Origin of the sequence: Chitinophaga ginsengisoli (assembly GCF_003014595.1) — a bacterium.
Taxonomy (GTDB): domain Bacteria; phylum Bacteroidota; class Bacteroidia; order Chitinophagales; family Chitinophagaceae; genus Chitinophaga; species Chitinophaga ginsengisoli.
This window is the reverse complement of sequence record NZ_PYGK01000013.1, coordinates 205,236-225,885: the sequence shown is the minus strand read 5'-3', so window position 1 is coordinate 225,885 and position 20,650 is coordinate 205,236. Positions and strand designations below refer to the sequence as shown.

The window sequence follows — 20,650 nt, the reverse complement described above, 5'->3', positions numbered from 1 at the left end:
CTTCCTGCATACAGGAAGAGCTAAATTATTTTAGACTAAAGCGCTATTACGCGAGGGCGTTAACTTTCTTAGAAAGTTTGCTCTTCAGGTTGGCTGCTTTATTTTTATGAATAACATTACGTTTAGCCAACTTGTCGATCATAGAGATCACATCAGACAACTTATCGTCAGCAGCCGCCTTTTCAGTCAATTTCTTCAGATCACGGATAGCATTACGGGTAGTTTTACCGTAGTAACGGTTACGCTCATTCCGTTTTCTGCTCTGACGTACGTCTTTTTTCGTTGCTTTATGGTTTGCCATTTTTCTTATTTCAAGTTTCGGACGGCAAAGGTATGTATTACTTCAATAGAAAACAAATAAAAACGAAATTCCTGGGAATATTTGAACAGATACCCGTACTATAGACGCAAAATTAGTAAAACTGAATAAAATCAAGTGAAAACCGGTTAATATAAGAAAAGCAGATTAAGTGTTCCTGATTAAGCTTTAGACGTTCCCGATTTTTCCGTTTTTCTTTCACAAAAAAGCTACGATATTTGCAATCCCATATATTATATACGGGGCATTCAACAGAATAGCAATTTGAATCGAAGCTTTAGCAAAACTCGTTGTAAATGAAGGACTTCTCATTTGTTACCAACTCACATCCTGCCTACATTGAATCTTTATACCAGGATTACCGTAAAGACCCTGGCGCAGTAGACCCGGAATGGAGCAAGTTTTTTGAAGGATTTGACTTTGCGGTAAGCAACGTTAATGGAAAAGCAGGAGCGCCGGGAGCGGCGGGCGCCGGTCTTCCGGTAAGCAGTGACCAGTTAACAAAGGAACTCAATGTTTACAGACTGATACAGGCCTATCGCAAAAAAGGACATCTGATCTCAAAAACAAACCCGATACGCGAAAGAAAGGACAGACAAGCCAACCTGGATATTTCTTTTTATGGCCTGGGAGACGCAGATCTGAAAACAGAATTCTATGCCGGTCAGGTACTGGGCCTTGGTAAAACAAGCCTGGAAAATATCGTGAACCGACTGAAGCAGGTATATGCTGCGGCAGTAGGGCTGGAATTTACTTATGTCAATGACGCGAAGAAAGTAGAGTGGCTACAGCGTGAAATGGAAAACACCCTGCAGCAACCACTATCCCTGGAAGGAAAGAAGCGTGTCCTGCTGAAACTGAACCAGGGCGTAATGTTCGAAAAATTCCTCCACACTAAATATATTGGTCAGAAACGTTTCGGCCTGGAAGGTGGCGAAAACACTATTCCTGCCCTGGATGCTATCATCAACACCGCTGCTGCCGAAGGCGTGCAGGAAGCGGTGATCGGTATGGCGCACCGTGGCCGTCTGAACGTATTGGCAAATATCCTGGGTAAAACGTATGAGCAGATCTTCAACGAATTTGAAGGTCATGCAGTACCAGACCTCACCATGGGGAGTGGCGACGTGAAATATCACCTGGGCTTCCGTTCCATCGTGGAAACACCCGCCGGCCACAAGGTAAACCTGCAGCTCCTTCCCAACCCTTCCCACCTGGAAGTGGTAGACCCGCTGGTAACAGGTTATGCCCGCAGTAAAGCCGATGTGATTTACAACAGCGACTACGACAAGATCCTCCCGATCCTGATCCACGGCGATGCCGCCGTAGCAGGACAGGGCGTAATATATGAGCTCATCCAGATGAGCAACCTGAAAGGGTATTACACCGGTGGTACCATGCACCTGGTGATTAACAACCAGATTGGGTTCACCACTGACTTTGACGATGCCCGCTCCTCCGACTATTGTACCAGTATCGCTTCTACCGTACAGGCGCCTGTATTCCATGTGAATGGCGACGATGCAGAAGCAGTGGTGAAAGTAGCTGAGATAGCAGCCCGTTACAGACAGGAATTCAATTCAGACATCTTTATCGACTTACTGTGCTACCGTAAGCACGGGCACAACGAAGGTGATGAGCCTAAGTTCACCCAGCCAAGCCTGTATGCACTGATCGACAAACATCCGAACCCAAGGGAAGTGTACACCCAGAAACTGTTACAGGCAGGAGAAGTGGAAGTACAGGAACTGGCGAAGGAAATGGAGAAGAGCTTCTGGGCTGACCTCCAGGAACGCCTGGATGAGGTGAGACAGAATCCACTGCCTTATACCTACCAGAAACCAGAATTGTGGTGGGCAGCATTGCGGAAGTCAACAGCGGAAGATTTTGAGCAATCTCCTGTAACCGCGATCAAGGAAGAAGAAGTAAAACGCCTGGTAGCTAAACTGATGGAATGGCCTAAAGATTTCGTGCCATTACGTAAAGTGGAAAAGCTGCTGCAGGATAAAATAAAACTGTTCGAAACAGAAGGAAAGCTGGACTGGGCAACCGGTGAGTTGCTGGCATATGCAAGCCTGCTGACTGAAGGCAAGGATGTGCGTATGAGCGGGGAAGACGTGAAGAGAGGTACCTTCTCTCACCGTCACGCTATCCTGTTTGATGAGAATACCAACACCACCTATAGCAGGCTGGGATCATTGCAGGAAAAACAAGGGCAGTTCCGCATCTATAACTCCCTGCTGAGTGAATTTGCCGTACTGGGTTTTGAATATGGTTATGCTATGGCCAATCCGAACAGCCTGGTACTGTGGGAAGCACAGTATGGCGACTTCGCCAATGGTGCACAGACTGTGATTGACCAGTATGTGAGCAGTGCAGAACAGAAATGGACAACGCAGAATGGCCTGGTAATGTTATTGCCACATGGTTATGAAGGCGGTGGACCAGACCACTCCAATGCCCGCCCGGAAAGATTCCTGCAGGCATGTGCTGAATACAATATCATCGTTACAAATATTACGACATCTGCCAACTTCTTCCACGCATTGCGCCGTCAGTTAACCTGGCCGTTCCGCAAGCCGCTGGTAAACTTTGCACCGAAAGCCAACCTGAGGCACGTAGGTTCTTACTCGCCAATATCAGCCTTCACAGAAGGAGGATTTAAGGAAGTACTGGATGATGAATTTGTGGATGATCCATCTAAAGTGAAAAAAGTACTGCTGTGTACCGGTAAGATGTACTTTGATCTGAGTGAAAAGCAGCAGAAAGAGAACAGGAAAGATGTGGCTGTTGTAAGGCTGGAACAGCTGTATCCGCTGCCGGTAACACAACTGGAAGCGCTGAACCAGAAGTATAAAGCAGCTACCTGGTTCTGGGTACAGGAAGAGCCGCTGAATATGGGCGCTGCTTCTTATCTGCAGATGAACCTGAAACAGATCAACTATGGTGTGATCAGCCGTAATCCAAGTGCAGCCACTGCGACAGGATTTGCGAAGGTACATGCGCGTGAGCAGCTCGAAATCATTGAGACTGCATTTAACATTTAGATGAATAGAATAAAGTGAAGAATGATTTCACTTTTAAACATTGATTGCACACAGAAATTAGAAATATGGCTATCGAAATCAAAGTTCCTACGGTAGGAGAATCTATTAGCGAGGTAACAATTGCAAAGTGGTTGAAGAAAGACGGAGATTATGTGCAGCAGGATGAGGTGATCTGTGAAATGGAATCTGAAAAAGCCACCTTTGAACTGAATGCAGAAAAGGCGGGGGTATTAAAAATTGCAGCCCCTGAAGGCGCTACTTTAAAAGTAGGCGATGTAGCTTGTACAATTGATACGGATGCTGCTGCTCCTGCGGGCGCCAGCGCTCCGGCCGCAGCTGCACCTGTTGCTGCTGCATCTGCACCTGCTCCTGTTGCCGAAGCGGCTCCTGCCGCACCTGCGGTAAATAAAGGAACCATTGAGATGAAAGTGCCTACTGTGGGTGAATCTATCAGTGAAGTAACATTGATCAAATGGCTGAAGAAAGACGGTGAGTATGTAGAGCGTGATGAAGTGATCTGCGAGCTGGAATCTGAGAAAGCTACTTTCGAACTGAACGCCGAAGAAGCCGGTGCATTACAGACACTGGGTAAAGAAGGAGACGTATTAAAGGTAGGTGATCCTATCGCTAAAATAGATACCAGTGTAGGCCGCCCTGCCGGTAAAGCACAGCCAGCCGCTGCGGCTGCTCCTGCTGCAAAACCACAGGCTGCTCCACAGGCACAGCAGGCGCCGGTGACTGCTATCCCGAATGATCTGAAGGCTAGTCCTGTAGCTGCTGCAGTAATTGCAGACAAGCACGTGGACCCATCCTCTATCAAGGGTACCGGTGCGCATGGCAAGATCATGAAAGATGATGTATTTGCAGCACTCCAGAATCCGGGTGTGGCTATCGGTCAGGAAATGTTCACCCGCGGAGAACGTCGCGAGAAGATGAGCAACCTGCGTAAGACCGTATCCCGTCGCCTGGTGGAAGCTAAGAATACCACAGCGATGCTGACTACCTTCAACGAGGTGGATATGAGCGCCATCATGGAGCTGCGCGCTAAATACAAAGAAGTATTCAAGAAACAGCATGAAGTGAACCTGGGCTTTATGAGCTTCTTCACAAAAGCATGTTGTTTCGCATTGAAGGAATTCCCTTCTGTGAATGCATATATTGATGGAGAAGAACTGGTATACCACGACTACTGCGACGTATCTATCGCCGTATCAGCACCGAAAGGGCTGGTAGTGCCGGTGATCCGTAACGCAGAAAGCCTGGATATGGCTCAGATCGAGAAAAAAGTGGTGGAACTGGCTACCAAAGCCCGTGATAATAAACTCACCATGGATGAAATGACCGGTGGTACCTTCACAATCACCAACGGAGGCGTGTTCGGTTCATTGATGAGTACTCCGATCATTAACATTCCGCAGTCTGCCATCTTAGGTATGCACAAGATCCAGGAGCGCCCGATGGCTGTCAACGGACAGGTAGTGATCCGTCCGATGATGTATCTGGCGCTGAGCTACGACCACCGTATCATTGACGGTCGTGAGTCTGTAAGCTTCCTGGTGCGTGTAAAAGAAATGCTGGAGAGTCCTGAGCAGTTACTGTTCGGTAAAGACCCGCTGAAAGCATTGCTGAAATTGTAAATTACGCTAAACGCGGAACGCATATAATTGCGGAAACGCTTAACGCCTGATTGCCATGTTGTCAATCGCGTTAAGCGTTTTGCATTTTTGAGCCGCCGCATCAACCGCTATATGATCCGCTGGGAAAATTATTTAGCTGCTGCAGAGAAGATCATTGTCGCTTACGATGGCTCCCTGCCATTACATCACTTCCTCAAAGGATTCTTTAAACAGCATCCTTACATGGGCAGCCGTGACAGACGACAGATCTCTCAGCTGGTATACCAATACTACCGGCTGGGACACCTTTGGAAAGGAGCGAAGAGTACATCTGAAAGAATATTGCTGGGGGCCTTTTTATGTGAACAGGAAGGGAACGAAATATTACGGTTCTATCATCCGGAACTGAATGATAAAATCACTTTACCTGTTGACGAGAAACTATCATTGCTGGGACATGGAGCAATGACAGATGTATTCCCGTTCACGAATGAATTATCTGAGGGAATAGATAGTCTCGCTTTCAACCGTTCCTTCTTCGTACAGCCGCACCTGTTTATCAGGACGCGCAACAACAAACAGTTCTCCATACTACGCCTGCTGGAAAAGGCTGCCACGTCATTTGAAGTGCTGGGAGAAGATACGATTGCACTGCCTAACAGTACGAAAATAGACACGATCATCACTGATAAGAGCTGGTATGAAATACAGGACGCCTCGTCACAGAAAGTGGGTAGCTTATTCAATGCGCAGGCAGGAGAGCAATGGTGGGACAGTTGTGCCGCCAGTGGAGGGAAATCGATCCTGTTGCTCGACAAACAACCGGGCGTAAAACTGCTGGCAAGTGATATACGGATCTCCATCATCCAAAACCTGCATCAGCGGTTTAAAGAGGCTGGCATACGGCATTACGAGAGTGTGGTGATGGACCTGACAGCACCTGTCACATCATCCGTGATCAAAGACCGGCGCTTCGACCATATTATCCTGGATGCACCCTGTTCCGGTTCTGGTACCTGGGGACGTACGCCGGAGAGCCTGTCTTTCTTCAGTGAAAAGCAGATCACAGAATATCAGCAACTGCAAAAGAAGATCGCTGCGAATGTAGTGCAACTGTTAAAACCGGGAGGAACACTGATCTATATTACCTGTTCCGTATTCCGGAAAGAGAATGAAGAGGTGGTGAAATTCCTGGAAGAGGGTAGTGGATTGAAGATACAGGAAGGAGGAGTGATAGCTGGATATGAGCAGCGGGCGGATAGTATGTTTGCCGTAAAGATGTTAAAAAAGTAATAGCCTTATAACCTTATGAAGAGAGTATTGTATTTGTTACTATTGTTGGCAGCATGTAAATCTTCGTCGTCAGAAAAAGAAGTGGACAGAATAGTATTGATCACAGAGAAAGTATTGAACGCCGATTTCACTACAGCGTTCCATCCAGAGGCATTTGAGGGAGACGTAGCACGTATTTCAGAAGCTACCTATAATGAAAAAAAGGCAACGGATGGCTATGTAAAAAAGGATACGGTGCGGAAAGAGTATTTGTTTAAAGATCACCGCCTGCACCAGATAGCTACTGTTACTGCAAGAATGTCGAGAGATACGCTTACTATCCGGTATGATACTGTTGGTAGAATATTGGCGCTTATCGGTTCGGACGACCGTAACAGATACTGTGCTGATAGTTTTAAATATGATGCCGCCGGCAGGCGTATTGAAAGAATGAGCCGTATTTTTAGTACTGAAAGCCGTCATTTGTATGAGCATAATAAAAAAGGTGATTCCCTATTGATCAGGAGTGGAGATGGTAAGGATATAGAACGCATCAGTATCAATGAAAAAGGAGATATTGTAACTGTAACACGTGCGCTCTTAAGTGAGGACGATAAAGGAGGTTCATATGTATACGAATATGATGAGAATAACCGGCTGGTTACCTTGTATCTCCATTTTATGGGGATGACAGATGTTAAAGTGATCGCAAAATATGATAGTCATGGGAACCTTGTAAGATGGGAATATCATCGTGTGGATGATTCAGGGAAAAGCCTTTCGGCTGAGATGGATAAGGTGCTGAGTTATACAATAGAATATACGTATGATAACAAAGGAAACTGGACGGTTAAGAAACAACAGCCAGTGGATAAAAAATGGACCTCGGTGACGACAAGGAAGATTACTTACAGGTAGCGCTTCAGAGCTTTCGATCTGCTCTTAAATAATCTGTAATAGCAATAAAAAAGGTGCTTCGGTAAAGAAGCACCTTTTCAATATCTGGATGACAACATTTTACTGTGGTAATATGCTTCTCTGTATAATACCTCCCGCAATCACATCGTCTCCTTCATAGAAAACAGCTGATTGTCCTGGAGCGATACCTTTCACGTGTTCGTAGAAGTTCACCTTCACCTTTCCGTCTACATTATACAGGTTGCTAAGAGCGCCCTTATCTTTATAACGGATCTTGGTGATGGCTTCCATACCCTCAGGGATGTGGTCGTACTTTATCAGGTTCAGACCAGCAACGGTCATTTCATTCCGGTTCAGTTCATCTTCATTACCCAGTACGACGGTATTGGTTTCGGGGATGATCTCGGTGACGAATACCGGGCGTCCCAGGGCAATATCGAGCCCTTTACGCTGTCCGATAGTGTAGAAGGGGTAACCCTTATGGTGACCGACGATCGTGCCGTCTCTCAGCACGAAATTGCCGCCATTGACCTCTTCTTCCAGGCCATCTACTTTACGTTTCAGGAAACCGCGATAGTCATTGTCCGGTACGAAGCAGATCTCATAGCTTTCTGCTTTTTTTGCCAGTTCCGGGTAGCCGAAATCAAACGCCATCTGGCGGATCTCTGTCTTACGGTATTTGCCCAAAGGAAGTATAGTACGGGCCAGCACATCCTGCTGGAGGCCCCACAATACATAGCTCTGGTCTTTCAGGTCATCAATACCTTTGCTGAGTACGAAGCGGCTGTCTTCTTCCCTGATCTGAGCGTAGTGTCCTGTTGCAATAAAGGCACAGTCCATGGCATCAGCGCGTTTCATCAGCGCGCGCCATTTTATATGGGTATTGCACAGAACGCAAGGATTGGGCGTGCGGCCTGCTATATATTCGTCAACAAAGTTATTAATAACAAAATCCCCGAATTCGTCCCTGATATCCAGTACGAAGTGAGGAAAACCGTGGTGAACGGCTGCTGCGCGGGCATCATTGAAGGAATCCAGGTTGCAGCACCCGGTTTCCTTTTTGCTGGAGCCGGCAGATGCATAATCCCAGGTCTTCATGGTGATTCCCACCACTTCATACCCTTGTTCATGGAGCATCAGGGCAGTAACGGTACTATCAATACCGCCGCTCATCGCTACCAGAACCTTACCATGTCTGCTCATTGTTACAAATATTAAGTGCGCAAAATTACAGAAATTAGTCGAGACACCTCCTCCGGGGTCATTTTATGACATGAATGGGAAAGAGTAATTCTACTGCGATATTGGGTAAGAGCTATGGACTGTCAAGTATTCGTTTTATATTTAATGGTCAGAGTTCTGCGTTTAATAAAAAAACTAATATGTTACCTATTTTAAATAAAGCTCATGTATTGAAGCATCCGGAACTGGGGGTGTCAGAGAGCTATTTTAACTATCCCGAGAAAATATTACAGTTCGGCACAGGTGTACTACTGAGGGGATTGGTGGATTACCTGGTAGATAAAGCCAATAAAAAGGGCGTTTACCAGGGAAGAATTGTAGTGGTGAAGTCCACCGGTGGCGATACAACAGAGTTCAGCCAGCAGGACAACTTATATACAACTAATATAAAGGGCGTTTCCCAGGGGGAACTGGTGAATGATGTGCTAATCAACGCTTCTATTAGCCGTGTTCTGCAATCGAATGCAGATTGGAGACAAATATTGGATGCAGTACACCAACCAGCCCTGCAAACGATTATATCCAATACCACAGAGGTGGGGATCCAGTATGTGGAGGAGAAGATTGATGGGGTAGTACCGGCATCTTTCCCCGGAAAACTGCTGGCCGTGTTGTGGGAGCGTTTCCAGTATTTTAAAGGCGCATCGCATACCGGCTTTGTGGTCGTACCAACGGAACTGGTGGTGAATAACGGGCTGTTACTGAAGGAAATAGTGCTGAAGCTGGCAAAATACAATGGCCTGCCAACCGCTTTCCTGCAATGGATAGAGACTGATAACCATTTCTGCAGCTCCCTGGTGGACAGGATCGTACCGGGAAAACCGAAAGACCTGACGGCCCTGGAGACAAAGGTGGGATACACCGACGGCTTATGGATTGACGCAGAGCCTTACCTGCTCTGGGCGATTGAAGGAGATGACCGTGTGAGGGAGATCCTGGGATTCCATCAGACGGATACCCGGATGCTGATAGCGCCGGATATTACACCTTTCAGGGAACAGAAACTCAGAATATTGAATGGAAGTCATACGATATCAGTGCCTCTGGGTTATCTCAGCGGATTGAATACTGTTTTTGAATGCATGGAGAATGCCTATATGCGCTCCTTCTTCCGGACGGTGGTCATCGAGGAGATCCTGCCGACGATCAGGGCGATCTGTCCGCAGGCGCCTGAATTTGCGGAAGATGTACTGGACCGTTTTGCCAATCCGAATATCGCGCATAAGCTGCTGAGTATCACTTTTCAGGAAAGCATGAAGATGAATGCAAGGAATGTGCGTACCATTACCCGTTATTATGAACAGCAGAAAGCCTTACCGGCTTCTATGTGTCTTGGCTTTGCCGCAATGCTGTTGTTCCTGCGACCTGAAAAGCAGGAAAACGGCCAGTATTTTGGGTTGCGGGGAACGGAATATTATAGCATCACAGACGATAATATCGCCATCTTTGCCGCGTACTGGGTGGGCGTGACCGGCAGGGGAGGCGAGGCAATTACGGGAATGGTACAGGCTATCAGTGCTGACAAGCGTTTATGGGAGGCCGACCTTTCGCAGATCCCTGGTTTTGTGGAAACCGTGTCCGCACATCTGCAAGGGATGTTACAGGAGGGCGTAAAGACATATGCAGACAGCTACAGTAAAGTATTATAAGGAACCGATCGTTTATGAAACAATTTTTAGATGCTGATTTCCTGTTGCGCACAGAAACGGCCAAACAGTTATTCCACGATTATGCAAAAGAGATGCCTATCATCGATTATCATAATCACCTGCCTCCGGATGAAATAGCGGCGAATCGTCAATATGAGAACCTGACTGCCATGTGGCTGAAAGGAGACCACTATAAGTGGCGTGCAATGCGTGCAAATGGAGTAACAGAGGCGGATATCACGGGCGATACGGATGACTATACAAAGTTCAAACGGTGGGCGGAAACGGTGCCGTATACTATGCGGAACCCGCTGTACCACTGGACGCATATGGAATTGCTGAACCCTTTTGGCGTAAAGCAACTACTCGACAAGGATAGTGCGGAATTTGTATACGGGCATTGCAATGAGCAGCTGCCTAAGTGGACCACCCAGGCATTATTACAGCATTTTAAAGTAGATACTTTGTGTACCACTGATGACCCTTGTGATTCATTGGAACATCATCAGGCCATCAGCAAATCAGCTTTTAAAGTACGTGTATTACCCACCTTCAGACCTGACAGGGCAATAGGTGTGGAAGATGTGGCTGCGTTCAATGCTTATGCTGATAAACTGGGTGCAGCAGCAGGCGTTAATACAGATACTTATACGCAATTTATAGATGCCTTACGCCGCCGGCATGACTATTTTCATGCGAACGGTGGACGTTTGTCCGATCACGGTATCAGCACTTTTTATGCAGGCAATTTTACAGCGGAAAGTTTAACTGCATCCTATGCAAAACTGCGTAAAGGACAAGCACTGACAGCGGAAGAAGCAGATGCTTTTAAGGCGGGTACCCTGCATACCATCTGTGAGTGGAATCATGAGCGTGGCTGGGTACAACAGTTCCATGTAGGCGCTATCCGCAATAATAATAGTCGTTTGGTGAGTAAGATCGGTGCAGATGCTGGTGTGGATTCTATCGGGGACTGGCAGGTAGCACAGGCGATGTCTGTATTTCTGGACAGGCTGGATAAAAAAGATAAACTGGCGAAGACGGTTGTCTACAACCTGAACCCGGCATATAATGAGGTATTTGCCACCATGGTAGGTAATTTCCAGGATGGTACCGTACCGGGAAAGATGCAGTTCGGTTCCGGCTGGTGGTTCCTCGATCAGAAAGACGGGATGGAGAAACAGATGAATGCCCTGAGCAATATGGGCTTATTGAGCCGCTTTGTGGGAATGCTGACGGATTCAAGAAGTTTCCTCTCTTACTCACGACATGAATATTTTCGCCGTATTTTGTGTAACCTCATAGGTAACGATGTAGAGAACGGAGAGCTGCCCGGAGATATCAAATGGCTGGGCAAGATGGTGCAGGACATCAGTTACAATAATGCCAGATCGTATTTCGGATTTTAGACCCTACAAGCGCATGAAGCCAGTTAAAGTAATTTCATTTGGAGAGATATTATTACGCTTATCACCGGAGTGGAACAAAAACAGTGCAGCCCTCTTTGTGGGTGGTGCAGAAGCGAATGTAGCTGCAGCACTGGCACGCTGGGGCACACCGGTGTCTTATATCAGCAAAGTGCCTGACAATGGCATCGCTACACAGGTACTGGAGCAGCTGGAAGGACTGGGAATAGCGACAGACCGTATGCTGAAAGGCGGAGACCGTATCGGGATCTATTTCCTGGAACAGGGCACAGACCTGAAAAATGCAGGTGTTGTGTACGACAGGAAATATTCATCCTTCAGTCAGATGGAACGTGGCTCGGTAGATTGGGACAGCCTGCTGGGAGATGCAGAATGGTTTCACTGGAGCGCCCTGACACCTGCCCTGAATGAAGATACAGCTGCTATCTGTAAAGAAGTGCTGGAAGCGGCATCCCGCAAAGGACTGAAGATATCTACAGATCTGAACTATCGTAGTAAGCTGTGGCAGTACGGCAAGCAGCCATTCGCTGTAATGCCTGAACTGGTACAATATTGCGACGTGGTGATGGGTAATATCTGGGCCGCACACCAGATGCTGGATACTACTTTAAATACAGTAGCACTGGAATCCGCCACGAAAGACACCTACCTTGCAGAAGCTGCATCCGTAGCCAAAGAGATCACGGAGAAATATCCCCGTTGTAAACAGGTTGCGTTTACCTTCCGTTTTTCCAATGCATTTACACATAATCTCTATTACGCTACCTGGTATGAAGGAGGAGAATTGAAGGTATCAAAACAGTATGAGACGAATGACGTGGTAGACCGTGTGGGTAGCGGAGATAGTTTTATGGCAGGGTTGATACATGCACAGGTAAGTGGAATGGATGCACAGCAGACCATTTCTTTTGCAGCAGCAGCAGCCTGGTCCAAGTTATTCGTCAAAGGAGATTTTAATTTAACAGACAAAGCAGACATCTTAAAACTGATATAGACATGGCAGCACCAGCAGCAGAGATCATTGCCGCATTTGAGCGCAGTAAAGTAATTCCCGTATTCTATCATGATGATGCCGCAGTATGTATAGAAGTATTACAGGCTTGTTATGATGCGGGACTTCGTGTGTTTGAGTTTACCAACCGTGGAGAAGGAGCAAGGCGCAATTTTACCGCAATGCAGGAAAAGAAGAAAGCGGCCATGCCAGATATGTACCTGGGTATTGGTACCATTAAAAATGGAGAAGATGTAAAGGTGTTTGCAGATATGGGTGCTGATTTCATCGTAAGTCCTATCATAGATGCCGGTGTTGCAGAGAGTTGCCGGAAGGAGAACATCACATGGATACCCGGTTGTATGACCCCGTCTGAAATTGCAGTAGCTGAAAAGCACGAAGCACCATTGACGAAGTTGTTTCCCGGCAATGTATTGGGACCGGGTTTCGTAAAAGCGATTAAGCCGCTATTCCCTAAAATGAAGTTCATGCCAACGGGAGGAGTAGAACCTACTAAAGAAAGCGTAAAGTCCTGGCTGGATGCAGGGGTAGTATGTGTCGGAATGGGCTCCAATTTATTGAATAAGGATTTGATAGATAAGAAGGATTGGGCAGCATTGCGTACGCAGATGTCCGGTCTTGTAGAACTGGTAAAAAGCATAAGTAAATAGCCAGCATTGTGGCGATGATAAAGACAGGTCCGTAACTCAAAATTATAGCTGCGTCATATCCCGCCAGCTAGTCAGGATAAGTTTACCCATAAAAAGCAGGAATAGATGCAAACGTTTGCATTATTCACCGGAGTGTTGTAAATTGATAACGCTTTATAAATTCCAAAATGAAAGGCATGGATTCCACTACAATTGGTAAATATCGCTGGCGCATTTGTGCATTACTCTTCTTTGCTACTACTATTAACTATATAGACCGTCAGGTGATTGGTCTGCTGAAACCCATCCTGATGGCTCCGGATCAGTTCAACTGGACGGAGAAGGATTTTGGTGGAATGATGTCTGCATTTGCGGCAGCATACGCAGTGGGCTTGCTGGTATTCGGTCGCCTGGTAGACAGGATCGGTACCAAGATGGGATATATTCTGTCCATTATTGTATGGAGTATTGCTGCAATGGCGCATGCATTGGCGAAGACCACATTCGGATTCGGGATGGCGCGTGTATTCCTGGGACTGGGTGAATCCGGGAACTTTCCTGTAGCCATTAAAACCGTGGCAGAATGGTTTCCGAAGAAAGAGCGTGCACTGGCTACCGGTATTTTCAATTCAGGCGCCAATATCGGGGCTGTAATTGCCCCCATTGTAGTTCCCTGGCTGGCAGGTACTTATGGCTGGCAACACGCGTTTATATGGACAGGATTGATAGGATTTGTCTGGCTGATCTTCTGGGCAGTCATCTATGAAATTCCTGCACGACACAAAAAACTGACACAAGCGGAATATGATCATATCCACAGCGATGATGAAAAGCCGGCTACTGAGGAGATCCCTGCTGGTGTTAAGCCGGTAACTGCGGCAGCTGTAGCTTCTGCATCTGCTCCTCATAAAAGCATCAGCTGGAAACAGCTGTTAGGCGTAAAACAAACATGGGCATTTGTATTTGGTAAACTGCTTACCGACCCTATCTGGTGGTTCTTCCTTTTCTGGCTACCTTCTTATTTTGCTACTACCTTCAATCTTGATTTCAAAAAGCCTAACCTGCAGTTATTCGTGATTTATACGGCAACCACAGTAGGAAGTATTGGTGGTGGATACCTGTCGTCCTGGCTGATCAAATCAGGATGGCCGGTGTTTAAAGCACGTAAAACATCCATGTTGCTTTTTGCTATCTGTGTAGTACCGATCATGTTTGCCAAAACCACCAACAATATATGGGTCGTGGTAGGGTTGATCAGTCTGGCCGCTGCAGCACACCAGGCCTGGTCTGCCAATATCTTCACAACTGCTTCAGATATGTTCCCTAAACATGCGGTGAGCTCAGTAGTGGGTATCGGTGGCATGGCAGGATCGATAGGAGGTAGCCTGTTCCCGATATTCGTGGGGTATTTGCTTGACTATTACAAAGCGCAGGGCAATATCGGTGCAGGGTACAATATCCTGTTCCTGATCAGTGGATCCATGTATTTACTGGCCTGGCTTATTATGCATCTATTTGCACCCAGGATGGAGCCGGTAAAGCTCTAAATATCTATAGATAAAAAGGCGAGGGTCATTTTACATTGTAAAATGACTCTCGCCTTTTATAGCTTAATATGATGAGATTACAGGCTCACCCCACGTTTCCATGGAATGAAGTCATCCTGATTTAACTGTTCAGCTTTCGTCTTCAGTTCTCCACTGGCAGTTTTGATCACAAATTCCAGGATCTCTTCTCCCATTTCCTCAATCGTCTTTTCACCACTGATAATAGTACCGGTGTTGATATCGACGATATCCGGCATACGGTTCGCCAGTTTGGTGTTGGTAGCCAGTTTTAATACAGGAGCAATCGGGTTGCCGGTTGGCGTACCCAGACCAGTAGTGAACAATACGATATTAGCGCCGGAACCTACTTCCGCAGAAGTGGATTCAACGTCATTACCAGGTGTACAGAGGAGGTTCAGTCCTGGTTTGGTGACATATTCTGTATAGTCCAGCACATCTACTACGGGCGAAATACCGCCTTTCTTCGCAGCGCCGGCAGACTTAATAGCATCAGTAATGAGGCCGTCCTTGATATTACCAGGTGAAGGGTTCATATAGAAACCTGAGCCTGCAGACTCTGCCTGGCTTTCATACGCCCGCATGATGTGGATGAATTTATCAGCTGTGTTCTTTTCCACACAACGGTTGATCAGTTCCTGCTCAACGCCACATAGTTCGGGGAACTCAGAAAGGATAGAGCTACCGCCCAAAGCTACCAGCAGGTCAGATGTATGACCAACGGCAGGGTTGGCCGATATACCCGAGAATCCGTCAGAGCCGCCGCATTCCAGACCAATCGTCAGTTTGGAGAGAGGAGCTGGCTGGCGGGAAATCTTATCAGCTTCTACCAGGGCCAGGAACGTATCTCTGATCGCATCTGAGAGCATCTCAAATTCAGAAGCACTTTTTTGTTGTTCAAACACCAGCACCGGCTTGTCAAACTGTGGATTCAGTTTATTCAATGAAGCTTTCAGGATGGATACCTGTGCATGCTGACATCCCAGGCTTAACACTGTTGCACCTGCCACATTAGGATGGTGGATATAACCGGCCAGCAGGGCGCAGAGTGCGTCTGAATCCTGGCGTGTACCACCACAACCACCTTCATGTGTCAGGAACTTAATGCCATCAATATTGGAGAAGACAGTATTACGTTTGTTGGTAAGCGTTACAGCTTCCGCCTTGTAAGTTTTTATCGCATCCAGGTCACCACTTTTGTACAGGGATACGAGATCCTGTACCTGCTCATTGTATACTTCTGTCGGAGCGAATCCCAGGCCTTTTTCAAAGGCGGTTTTGATGACACTTACATTGCGGTTTTCGCAGAACACCAGTGGTATTACCAGCCAGTAGTTGCGGGTACCTACCTGACCGTCTTTACGGGGATAGCCCATAAAGGTGCGGTTTTTCCATTTGCTGACATCAGGTTTCTGCCATGTAATGGAGCCTTCTTTTTCATGAAAAGCGTTGGCGTCATGTTTAATATTCTCAGTAGTAATGATCTCTCCCTTGTTGATGGCAGCATTTGCTTTACCAACAAGTACACCGTACATAGTAATAGGATCGCCGGTTTGTATGTCGGAGATCATGAATTTATGTTTAGCGGGAACATCTTTCAGCAAGGTAATTGTGGAACCATTGAACCTGACTTCTGTGCCTTGTCGCAGGTCCTGCAAGGCTACCAGTACATTATCGTCAGGATGTATTTGTAGAAACGTATTCATAATAAGCTAAAGTATAAAATAACAACAATCACTGTTAATACTAAAATCTTAATCCATGATAAGATTTTGCCTTTAGAACAGTCCAGACGGCACAAGTGTTTAGCTAAAACATTTTAGCCTTGTAGGATTAGCGCTCCTGTGATTCCCTATATTTTATGCAAACGTTTGCAATTTTCGGCATTAAGCCTTACCTTTCATTCAGGTTATGAAAAAAGATGCCACTGATACAGCATCCCCAACATGAATTATCATTTCTTAATATAATATGTCGAGACTTATGACTGCAGAAACCAGGTATGCCTCCAGCCCGGCAGAAGTGCTGAGCTGGAACACCGCACAGACCAGGAAGGAACTTTTGATAGAACAGCTTTTTGAACAGGATGAGATCAAACTGGTGTATAGTCATTATGACCGCTTTGTAACCGGCGGGATCTTCCCGGTAAGTAAAACACTGACACTGACGCCGCCAGATCAGTTCAAAGCGGCTTATTTCCTGGAAAGGAGAGAGCTTGGCATCATTAACGTAGGTGGCGATGGTGTGGTAAAAGTAGATGGTGAAACGTTTGAAATCGGGTTTAAAGAGGCATTATACATCGGGAAAGGCAAAAAGGAATTGCTGTTTAGCAGTAAAGATGCGGCTGCTCCCGCTAAGTTTTACCTGAATTCAACACCGGCCCATCATGAATATCCTACCCGCCATGTTACCCGTAAAGATGCGGAGATAGTGACGCTGGGCACGATGGAAACAGCCAATCACCGTACTATCAATAAGCTGCTGGTCAGCACCGTACTGCCCACCTGCCAGCTGCAGATGGGGATGACTGAACTGAAGCCCGGTAGTGTGTGGAACACCATGCCTGCGCATACTCACGACAGACGTATGGAAGTGTACTTTTATTTTGAAGTGCCACAGGGGCAGTCGGTATGCCATTTCTGGGGACAACCACAGGAAACAAGGCACATCTGGATGCAGAATGAGCAGGCAGTCATTTCTCCACCATGGTCTATTCACTCCGGTGCAGGCACCAGCAACTACACCTTTATCTGGGGTATGGCTGGTGAGAACCTGGATTATGGCGATATGGATGTTTGTGCAATACCTGATCTCAAATAAAAACCATGAAGCGGATATTTTTATTGTTAATGGTCACAGGCATATGGAGTTCCAGTCTGCTGGCAGGTTCCAGGGAAGAGCCAGTTGCTGCGCCGGTAAGCATCACGATTAAGAATCCTGCTGCTATTGCCCGCAATGAAGAAATTGTGGAAATACCTTATGCCAGACTAAAAGCTGTTACCGGCTCCTTTAAGCTGATCAACAAACAGACAGGTAAGGAAGTCCCCTACCAACTGGCATATGAAGGCGCCCCACAACCTCAGTTACTGCTGGTACAGGTAAGTATACCTGCTCACGGCAAAGTAGTGATCACCGCTGTACCGGGCAAACCAGCTATAGTAGCCACCCGTACTTACGCACGCTATGTGCCGGAACGTAAGGATGATTTTGCCTGGGAGAATGACCGTATTGCCTTCCGGATGTATGGGGCTGCATTGGAAAACTTCCCGGCTGAAAATGCCCATGGTATAGACGTGTGGACCAAACGCACCAGTGATCTTGTGTTGAACAGATGGTATAAAACCAATGATTATCACCATGATAACGGCCAGGGACTTGACTATTATCACGTAGGTATGACACTGGGTGGTGGTGATAATGCTCCCTATGTGAACGACTCTATCTATTATCCGCGTAATTACAGGACCTGGAAAGTACTGGACAGTGGCCCGTTGCGCTGTACCTTCCAGTTGGGTTATGAAGCCTGGAAGGTAGGTAGCACGACAGTGTCTGTTGTGAAAACGGTGTCACTGGATGCCGGTTCCCAGCTCAATAAAATGAGTGTACAGTACACTCTGCAGCAAGGGGATAGTCTGCCAATAGCGGCAGGCATTGTGAAACGCCCAACACCCGGCACCGTCCTGCTGGATGAGAAAACAGGCATCGTAGGTTACTGGGAGCCAGAGCATGGTGCAGATGGCATTACCGGCCTCGGACTGGTATTGTCCGTACATCAGGGGCTTATGCAGGTAACTGATCAGCATTTGCTTGCCAGGGCCAAAGCCAGCGGTAAAGCGCCTTTTGTATACTATTTCGGTGCTGCCTGGAATAAGGCAGGCCGCTATACCAGTGCTGCACAATGGTTTGCTTATCTGCAGACCTTCGCCGAAAAGCTGGCAGCTCCACTGGAAATAAACATCAATCAGTAAAAAAGTATCGATACTTATATGATCTTACAATCATTTGACCTGAGGGGTAAAACCGCGCTGGTAACAGGATGTAAAAGAGGAATAGGCTTAGGGATGGCAGTAGCGCTGGCAGAAGCAGGTGCTGATGTGATAGGTGTATCTGCATCGCTGGAGAAGGAAGGTAGTGAAGTGGAGAAGGCTGTAAAGGCCACTGGACGGAAGTTCTACGGGTATCAGTGCGATCTGGGCAACCGTGATGCACTATACGGATTTATCGGGGAAGTAACAGGACAACATCCTGTGATAGATATCCTGGTGAACAACGCTGGTACTATCATGCGTAAGCCGGCGGCAGAACATCCGGATGAATACTGGGATGAAGTGATCAATATCAACCTGAATGCGCAATTTATCCTGACCCGCGAAATCGGTAAAGGAATGATAGCGCGTGGCAGCGGAAAGATTATCTTTACAGCATCGCTACTCACCTTCCAGGGTGGCATCAATGTACCTGGTTACGCCGCCAGTAAGGGCGCGGTAGGTTCACTGGTAAAAGCGTTTGCCAATGAATGGGCCGGTAAGGGGGTCAATGTAAATGCGATTGCTCCGGGATATATTGCGACTGATAATACAGCTGCATTGCGTGCAGATGAGAAACGTAGTGCTTCTATATTAGAGCGTATCCCTGCGGGTCGCTGGGGCGAACCGGCCGACTTCAAAGGACCTGTTGTGTTCCTGGCATCTGCGGCATCCGACTATGTGCATGGTACCATTCTGACTGTTGACGGAGGATGGATGGGGCGATAAAAGCACCTGAATATTGATATATGAGCAAAAGAACAGAAAAGACAATCGTTGACATTGCGGAAGAACTGAAGCTTTCCGTATCTACCGTTTCCCGCGCGCTGAACAATCATCCGAATATCAGCACCCGTACCAAGGAGAAGGTAAAGAAAATGGCCAATAAGCTCGGTTACCGCCCCAATGCCATGGCCGCCGGTCTGCGGAACAATAAAAGCCGCACTGTAGGACTGGTAGTGCCACGTATCTCTATGTTCTTTCCCGCTACTATCAGTACCGTTATCCAGAATAAACTGCATGAACACGGATATCATGTGCTCATCTGTCAATCCAACGATTCCCTGGAGCAGGAAATAGCACTGGCAGAGACCCTGTATTCTACCAGGATCGACGCACTGGCCGTTTCCAGTACACTTTATACGACCGATTTCTCACACTTTGATATCTTCAAGGACAATCATATTCCGCTTGTATTCTTTGACCGTGTACCGAAAGATTATAAGGTAAAAGTGATCAAGGGCGATGATTATCTGGGTGGTTATAAAGTAACAGAGCACCTGATCGAAAAGGGCTGTAAGGACATTGTACACATATCAGGTCCGCTGACCTGTAACCTGTATGTGGAACGCGTAGCAGGGTACAAGGATGCCTTACGTAAGCATAAGATCGCGTTTAAGAAATCAAGGGTTTTCTACCAGGAGCTGACCAAAGAGAATGCTTTGGCCGCCTGCGAGAAGATCTTTTCCAAAACGCCTTATCCTGATGGCATCTTTGCTGCCAATGATACAACTGCCATTACCATCCTGGAATATTGCCGGAAGATCAATGTACGGGTGCCGGAAGATCTCAAGATAGTGGGATACTCTAATGATCCGCGTGCAGAGATCATTACACCTTCCATCACTTCTGTTGACCAGTTCCCTGCTATCATGGGAGAGAAGGTGGCCAATGCATTGCTGGATCTGTTACAACAACCCGCAACAACGCCACAACGTTATTCAGAAGAATTGGTGCCTATCCAGCTGATAGAACGTGCCTCTTCAGCAGCATCTGTTTCAAAGCCTAAAACAACCGTAAAAAAGAAAGCTAAATAAAAGCAGGAATGCTGTCCGCAGCATACCTGCTATCACTATCTGATTAAGTGCAAACGATTGCGTAAATATAATTGGTAAGTAGCCGCATAATCAGTAATGCGGTCAGTAAAAT

Annotated in this window: 16 protein-coding genes; 13 read left to right on the top strand and 3 right to left on the bottom strand. The window is 46.8% G+C overall.

The features are described 5' to 3' along the window. Window positions 1–46 precede the first annotated feature (46 nt). A complete protein-coding gene (rpsT, locus tag CLV42_RS25560) occupies window positions 47–301 on the bottom strand; it encodes a 30S ribosomal protein S20 (RefSeq protein ID WP_089834712.1) in 255 nt (84 codons plus the stop codon). Between the two features lie 314 nt (window positions 302–615). Between rpsT and CLV42_RS25555 the strand changes: the two genes are divergently transcribed. The 4 genes from CLV42_RS25555 to CLV42_RS25540 all read left to right on the top strand — a co-directional run bounded on the left by CLV42_RS25555 (window position 616) and on the right by CLV42_RS25540 (window position 7,172). Further along, a complete protein-coding gene (locus tag CLV42_RS25555; protein WP_106604766.1) occupies window positions 616–3,366 on the top strand; it encodes a 2-oxoglutarate dehydrogenase E1 component in 2,751 nt (916 codons plus the stop codon). 65 nt (window positions 3,367–3,431) lie between these two features. After that, the gene (gene odhB / locus CLV42_RS25550) at window positions 3,432–5,003 is read left to right on the top strand and encodes a 2-oxoglutarate dehydrogenase complex dihydrolipoyllysine-residue succinyltransferase (protein ID WP_106604765.1); all 1,572 of its coding nucleotides are present in this window, start codon (window positions 3,432–3,434) and stop codon (window positions 5,001–5,003) included. Between the two features lie 111 nt (window positions 5,004–5,114). Then, complete coding sequence (locus CLV42_RS25545) at window positions 5,115–6,275, top strand: RsmB/NOP family class I SAM-dependent RNA methyltransferase (protein WP_106604764.1); 1,161 nt, start codon at window positions 5,115–5,117, stop codon at window positions 6,273–6,275. A gap of 15 nt (window positions 6,276–6,290) precedes the next feature. Further along, entirely contained in the window at window positions 6,291–7,172 is an 882-nt protein-coding gene (locus CLV42_RS25540) for a hypothetical protein (protein ID WP_106604763.1), read from the top strand. A gap of 99 nt (window positions 7,173–7,271) precedes the next feature. Here the strand turns inward: CLV42_RS25540 and mnmA are convergent, their stop codons facing one another. Then, the gene (gene mnmA / locus CLV42_RS25535) at window positions 7,272–8,375 is read right to left on the bottom strand and encodes a tRNA 2-thiouridine(34) synthase MnmA (RefSeq protein ID WP_106604762.1); all 1,104 of its coding nucleotides are present in this window, start codon (window positions 8,373–8,375) and stop codon (window positions 7,272–7,274) included. Window positions 8,376–8,554: 179 nt separating this feature from the next. Between mnmA and CLV42_RS25530 the strand changes: the two genes are divergently transcribed. From CLV42_RS25530 to CLV42_RS25510, 5 genes are all read left to right on the top strand, one after another. Next, window positions 8,555–10,063 (top strand): tagaturonate reductase, encoded by a 1,509-nt coding sequence (locus CLV42_RS25530; RefSeq protein ID WP_106604789.1) that lies wholly within the window; start codon window positions 8,555–8,557, stop codon window positions 10,061–10,063. 14 nt (window positions 10,064–10,077) lie between these two features. Next, a complete protein-coding gene (gene uxaC / locus CLV42_RS25525; RefSeq protein WP_106604761.1) occupies window positions 10,078–11,472 on the top strand; it encodes a glucuronate isomerase in 1,395 nt (464 codons plus the stop codon). A gap of 13 nt (window positions 11,473–11,485) precedes the next feature. Then, window positions 11,486–12,484: a sugar kinase gene (locus CLV42_RS25520; RefSeq protein WP_106604760.1), complete on the top strand. Its 999-nt coding sequence runs from the start codon at window positions 11,486–11,488 to the stop codon at window positions 12,482–12,484. A 2-nt stretch (window positions 12,485–12,486) separates the two neighbouring features. After that, window positions 12,487–13,152, top strand: a complete 666-nt coding sequence (locus tag CLV42_RS25515) for a bifunctional 4-hydroxy-2-oxoglutarate aldolase/2-dehydro-3-deoxy-phosphogluconate aldolase (RefSeq protein WP_106604759.1) — start codon at window positions 12,487–12,489, stop codon at window positions 13,150–13,152. A gap of 176 nt (window positions 13,153–13,328) precedes the next feature. Next, window positions 13,329–14,678, top strand: a complete 1,350-nt coding sequence (locus tag CLV42_RS25510; RefSeq protein ID WP_170117643.1) for an MFS transporter — start codon at window positions 13,329–13,331, stop codon at window positions 14,676–14,678. Window positions 14,679–14,755: 77 nt separating this feature from the next. On the opposite strand, the gene CLV42_RS25505 is transcribed toward CLV42_RS25510, so the two are convergent. After that, window positions 14,756–16,402, bottom strand: a complete 1,647-nt coding sequence (locus CLV42_RS25505) for a UxaA family hydrolase (RefSeq protein ID WP_106604757.1) — start codon at window positions 16,400–16,402, stop codon at window positions 14,756–14,758. A 277-nt stretch (window positions 16,403–16,679) separates the two neighbouring features. Here CLV42_RS25505 and kduI point away from each other — a divergent pair, with 277 nt between their 5' ends. The 4 genes from kduI to CLV42_RS25485 are packed head-to-tail and all read left to right on the top strand — an operon-like array spanning window position 16,680 to window position 20,538. Further along, window positions 16,680–17,516 carry a 5-dehydro-4-deoxy-D-glucuronate isomerase gene (gene kduI, locus CLV42_RS25500; RefSeq protein ID WP_106604756.1) on the top strand — a complete coding sequence of 279 codons (837 nt, stop codon included), beginning with the start codon at window positions 16,680–16,682 and terminating at the stop codon, window positions 17,514–17,516. A gap of 5 nt (window positions 17,517–17,521) precedes the next feature. After that, on the top strand, window positions 17,522–18,664 hold the full coding sequence (locus tag CLV42_RS25495) for a DUF4861 family protein (protein WP_106604755.1): 1,143 nt from the start codon (window positions 17,522–17,524) through the stop codon (window positions 18,662–18,664). A gap of 21 nt (window positions 18,665–18,685) precedes the next feature. Continuing rightward, complete coding sequence (locus CLV42_RS25490) at window positions 18,686–19,450, top strand: SDR family oxidoreductase (protein WP_262510009.1); 765 nt, start codon at window positions 18,686–18,688, stop codon at window positions 19,448–19,450. A 20-nt stretch (window positions 19,451–19,470) separates the two neighbouring features. Then, window positions 19,471–20,538, top strand: a complete 1,068-nt coding sequence (locus CLV42_RS25485; protein ID WP_106604753.1) for a LacI family DNA-binding transcriptional regulator — start codon at window positions 19,471–19,473, stop codon at window positions 20,536–20,538. The last annotated feature ends 112 nt before the right edge of the window (window positions 20,539–20,650 follow it).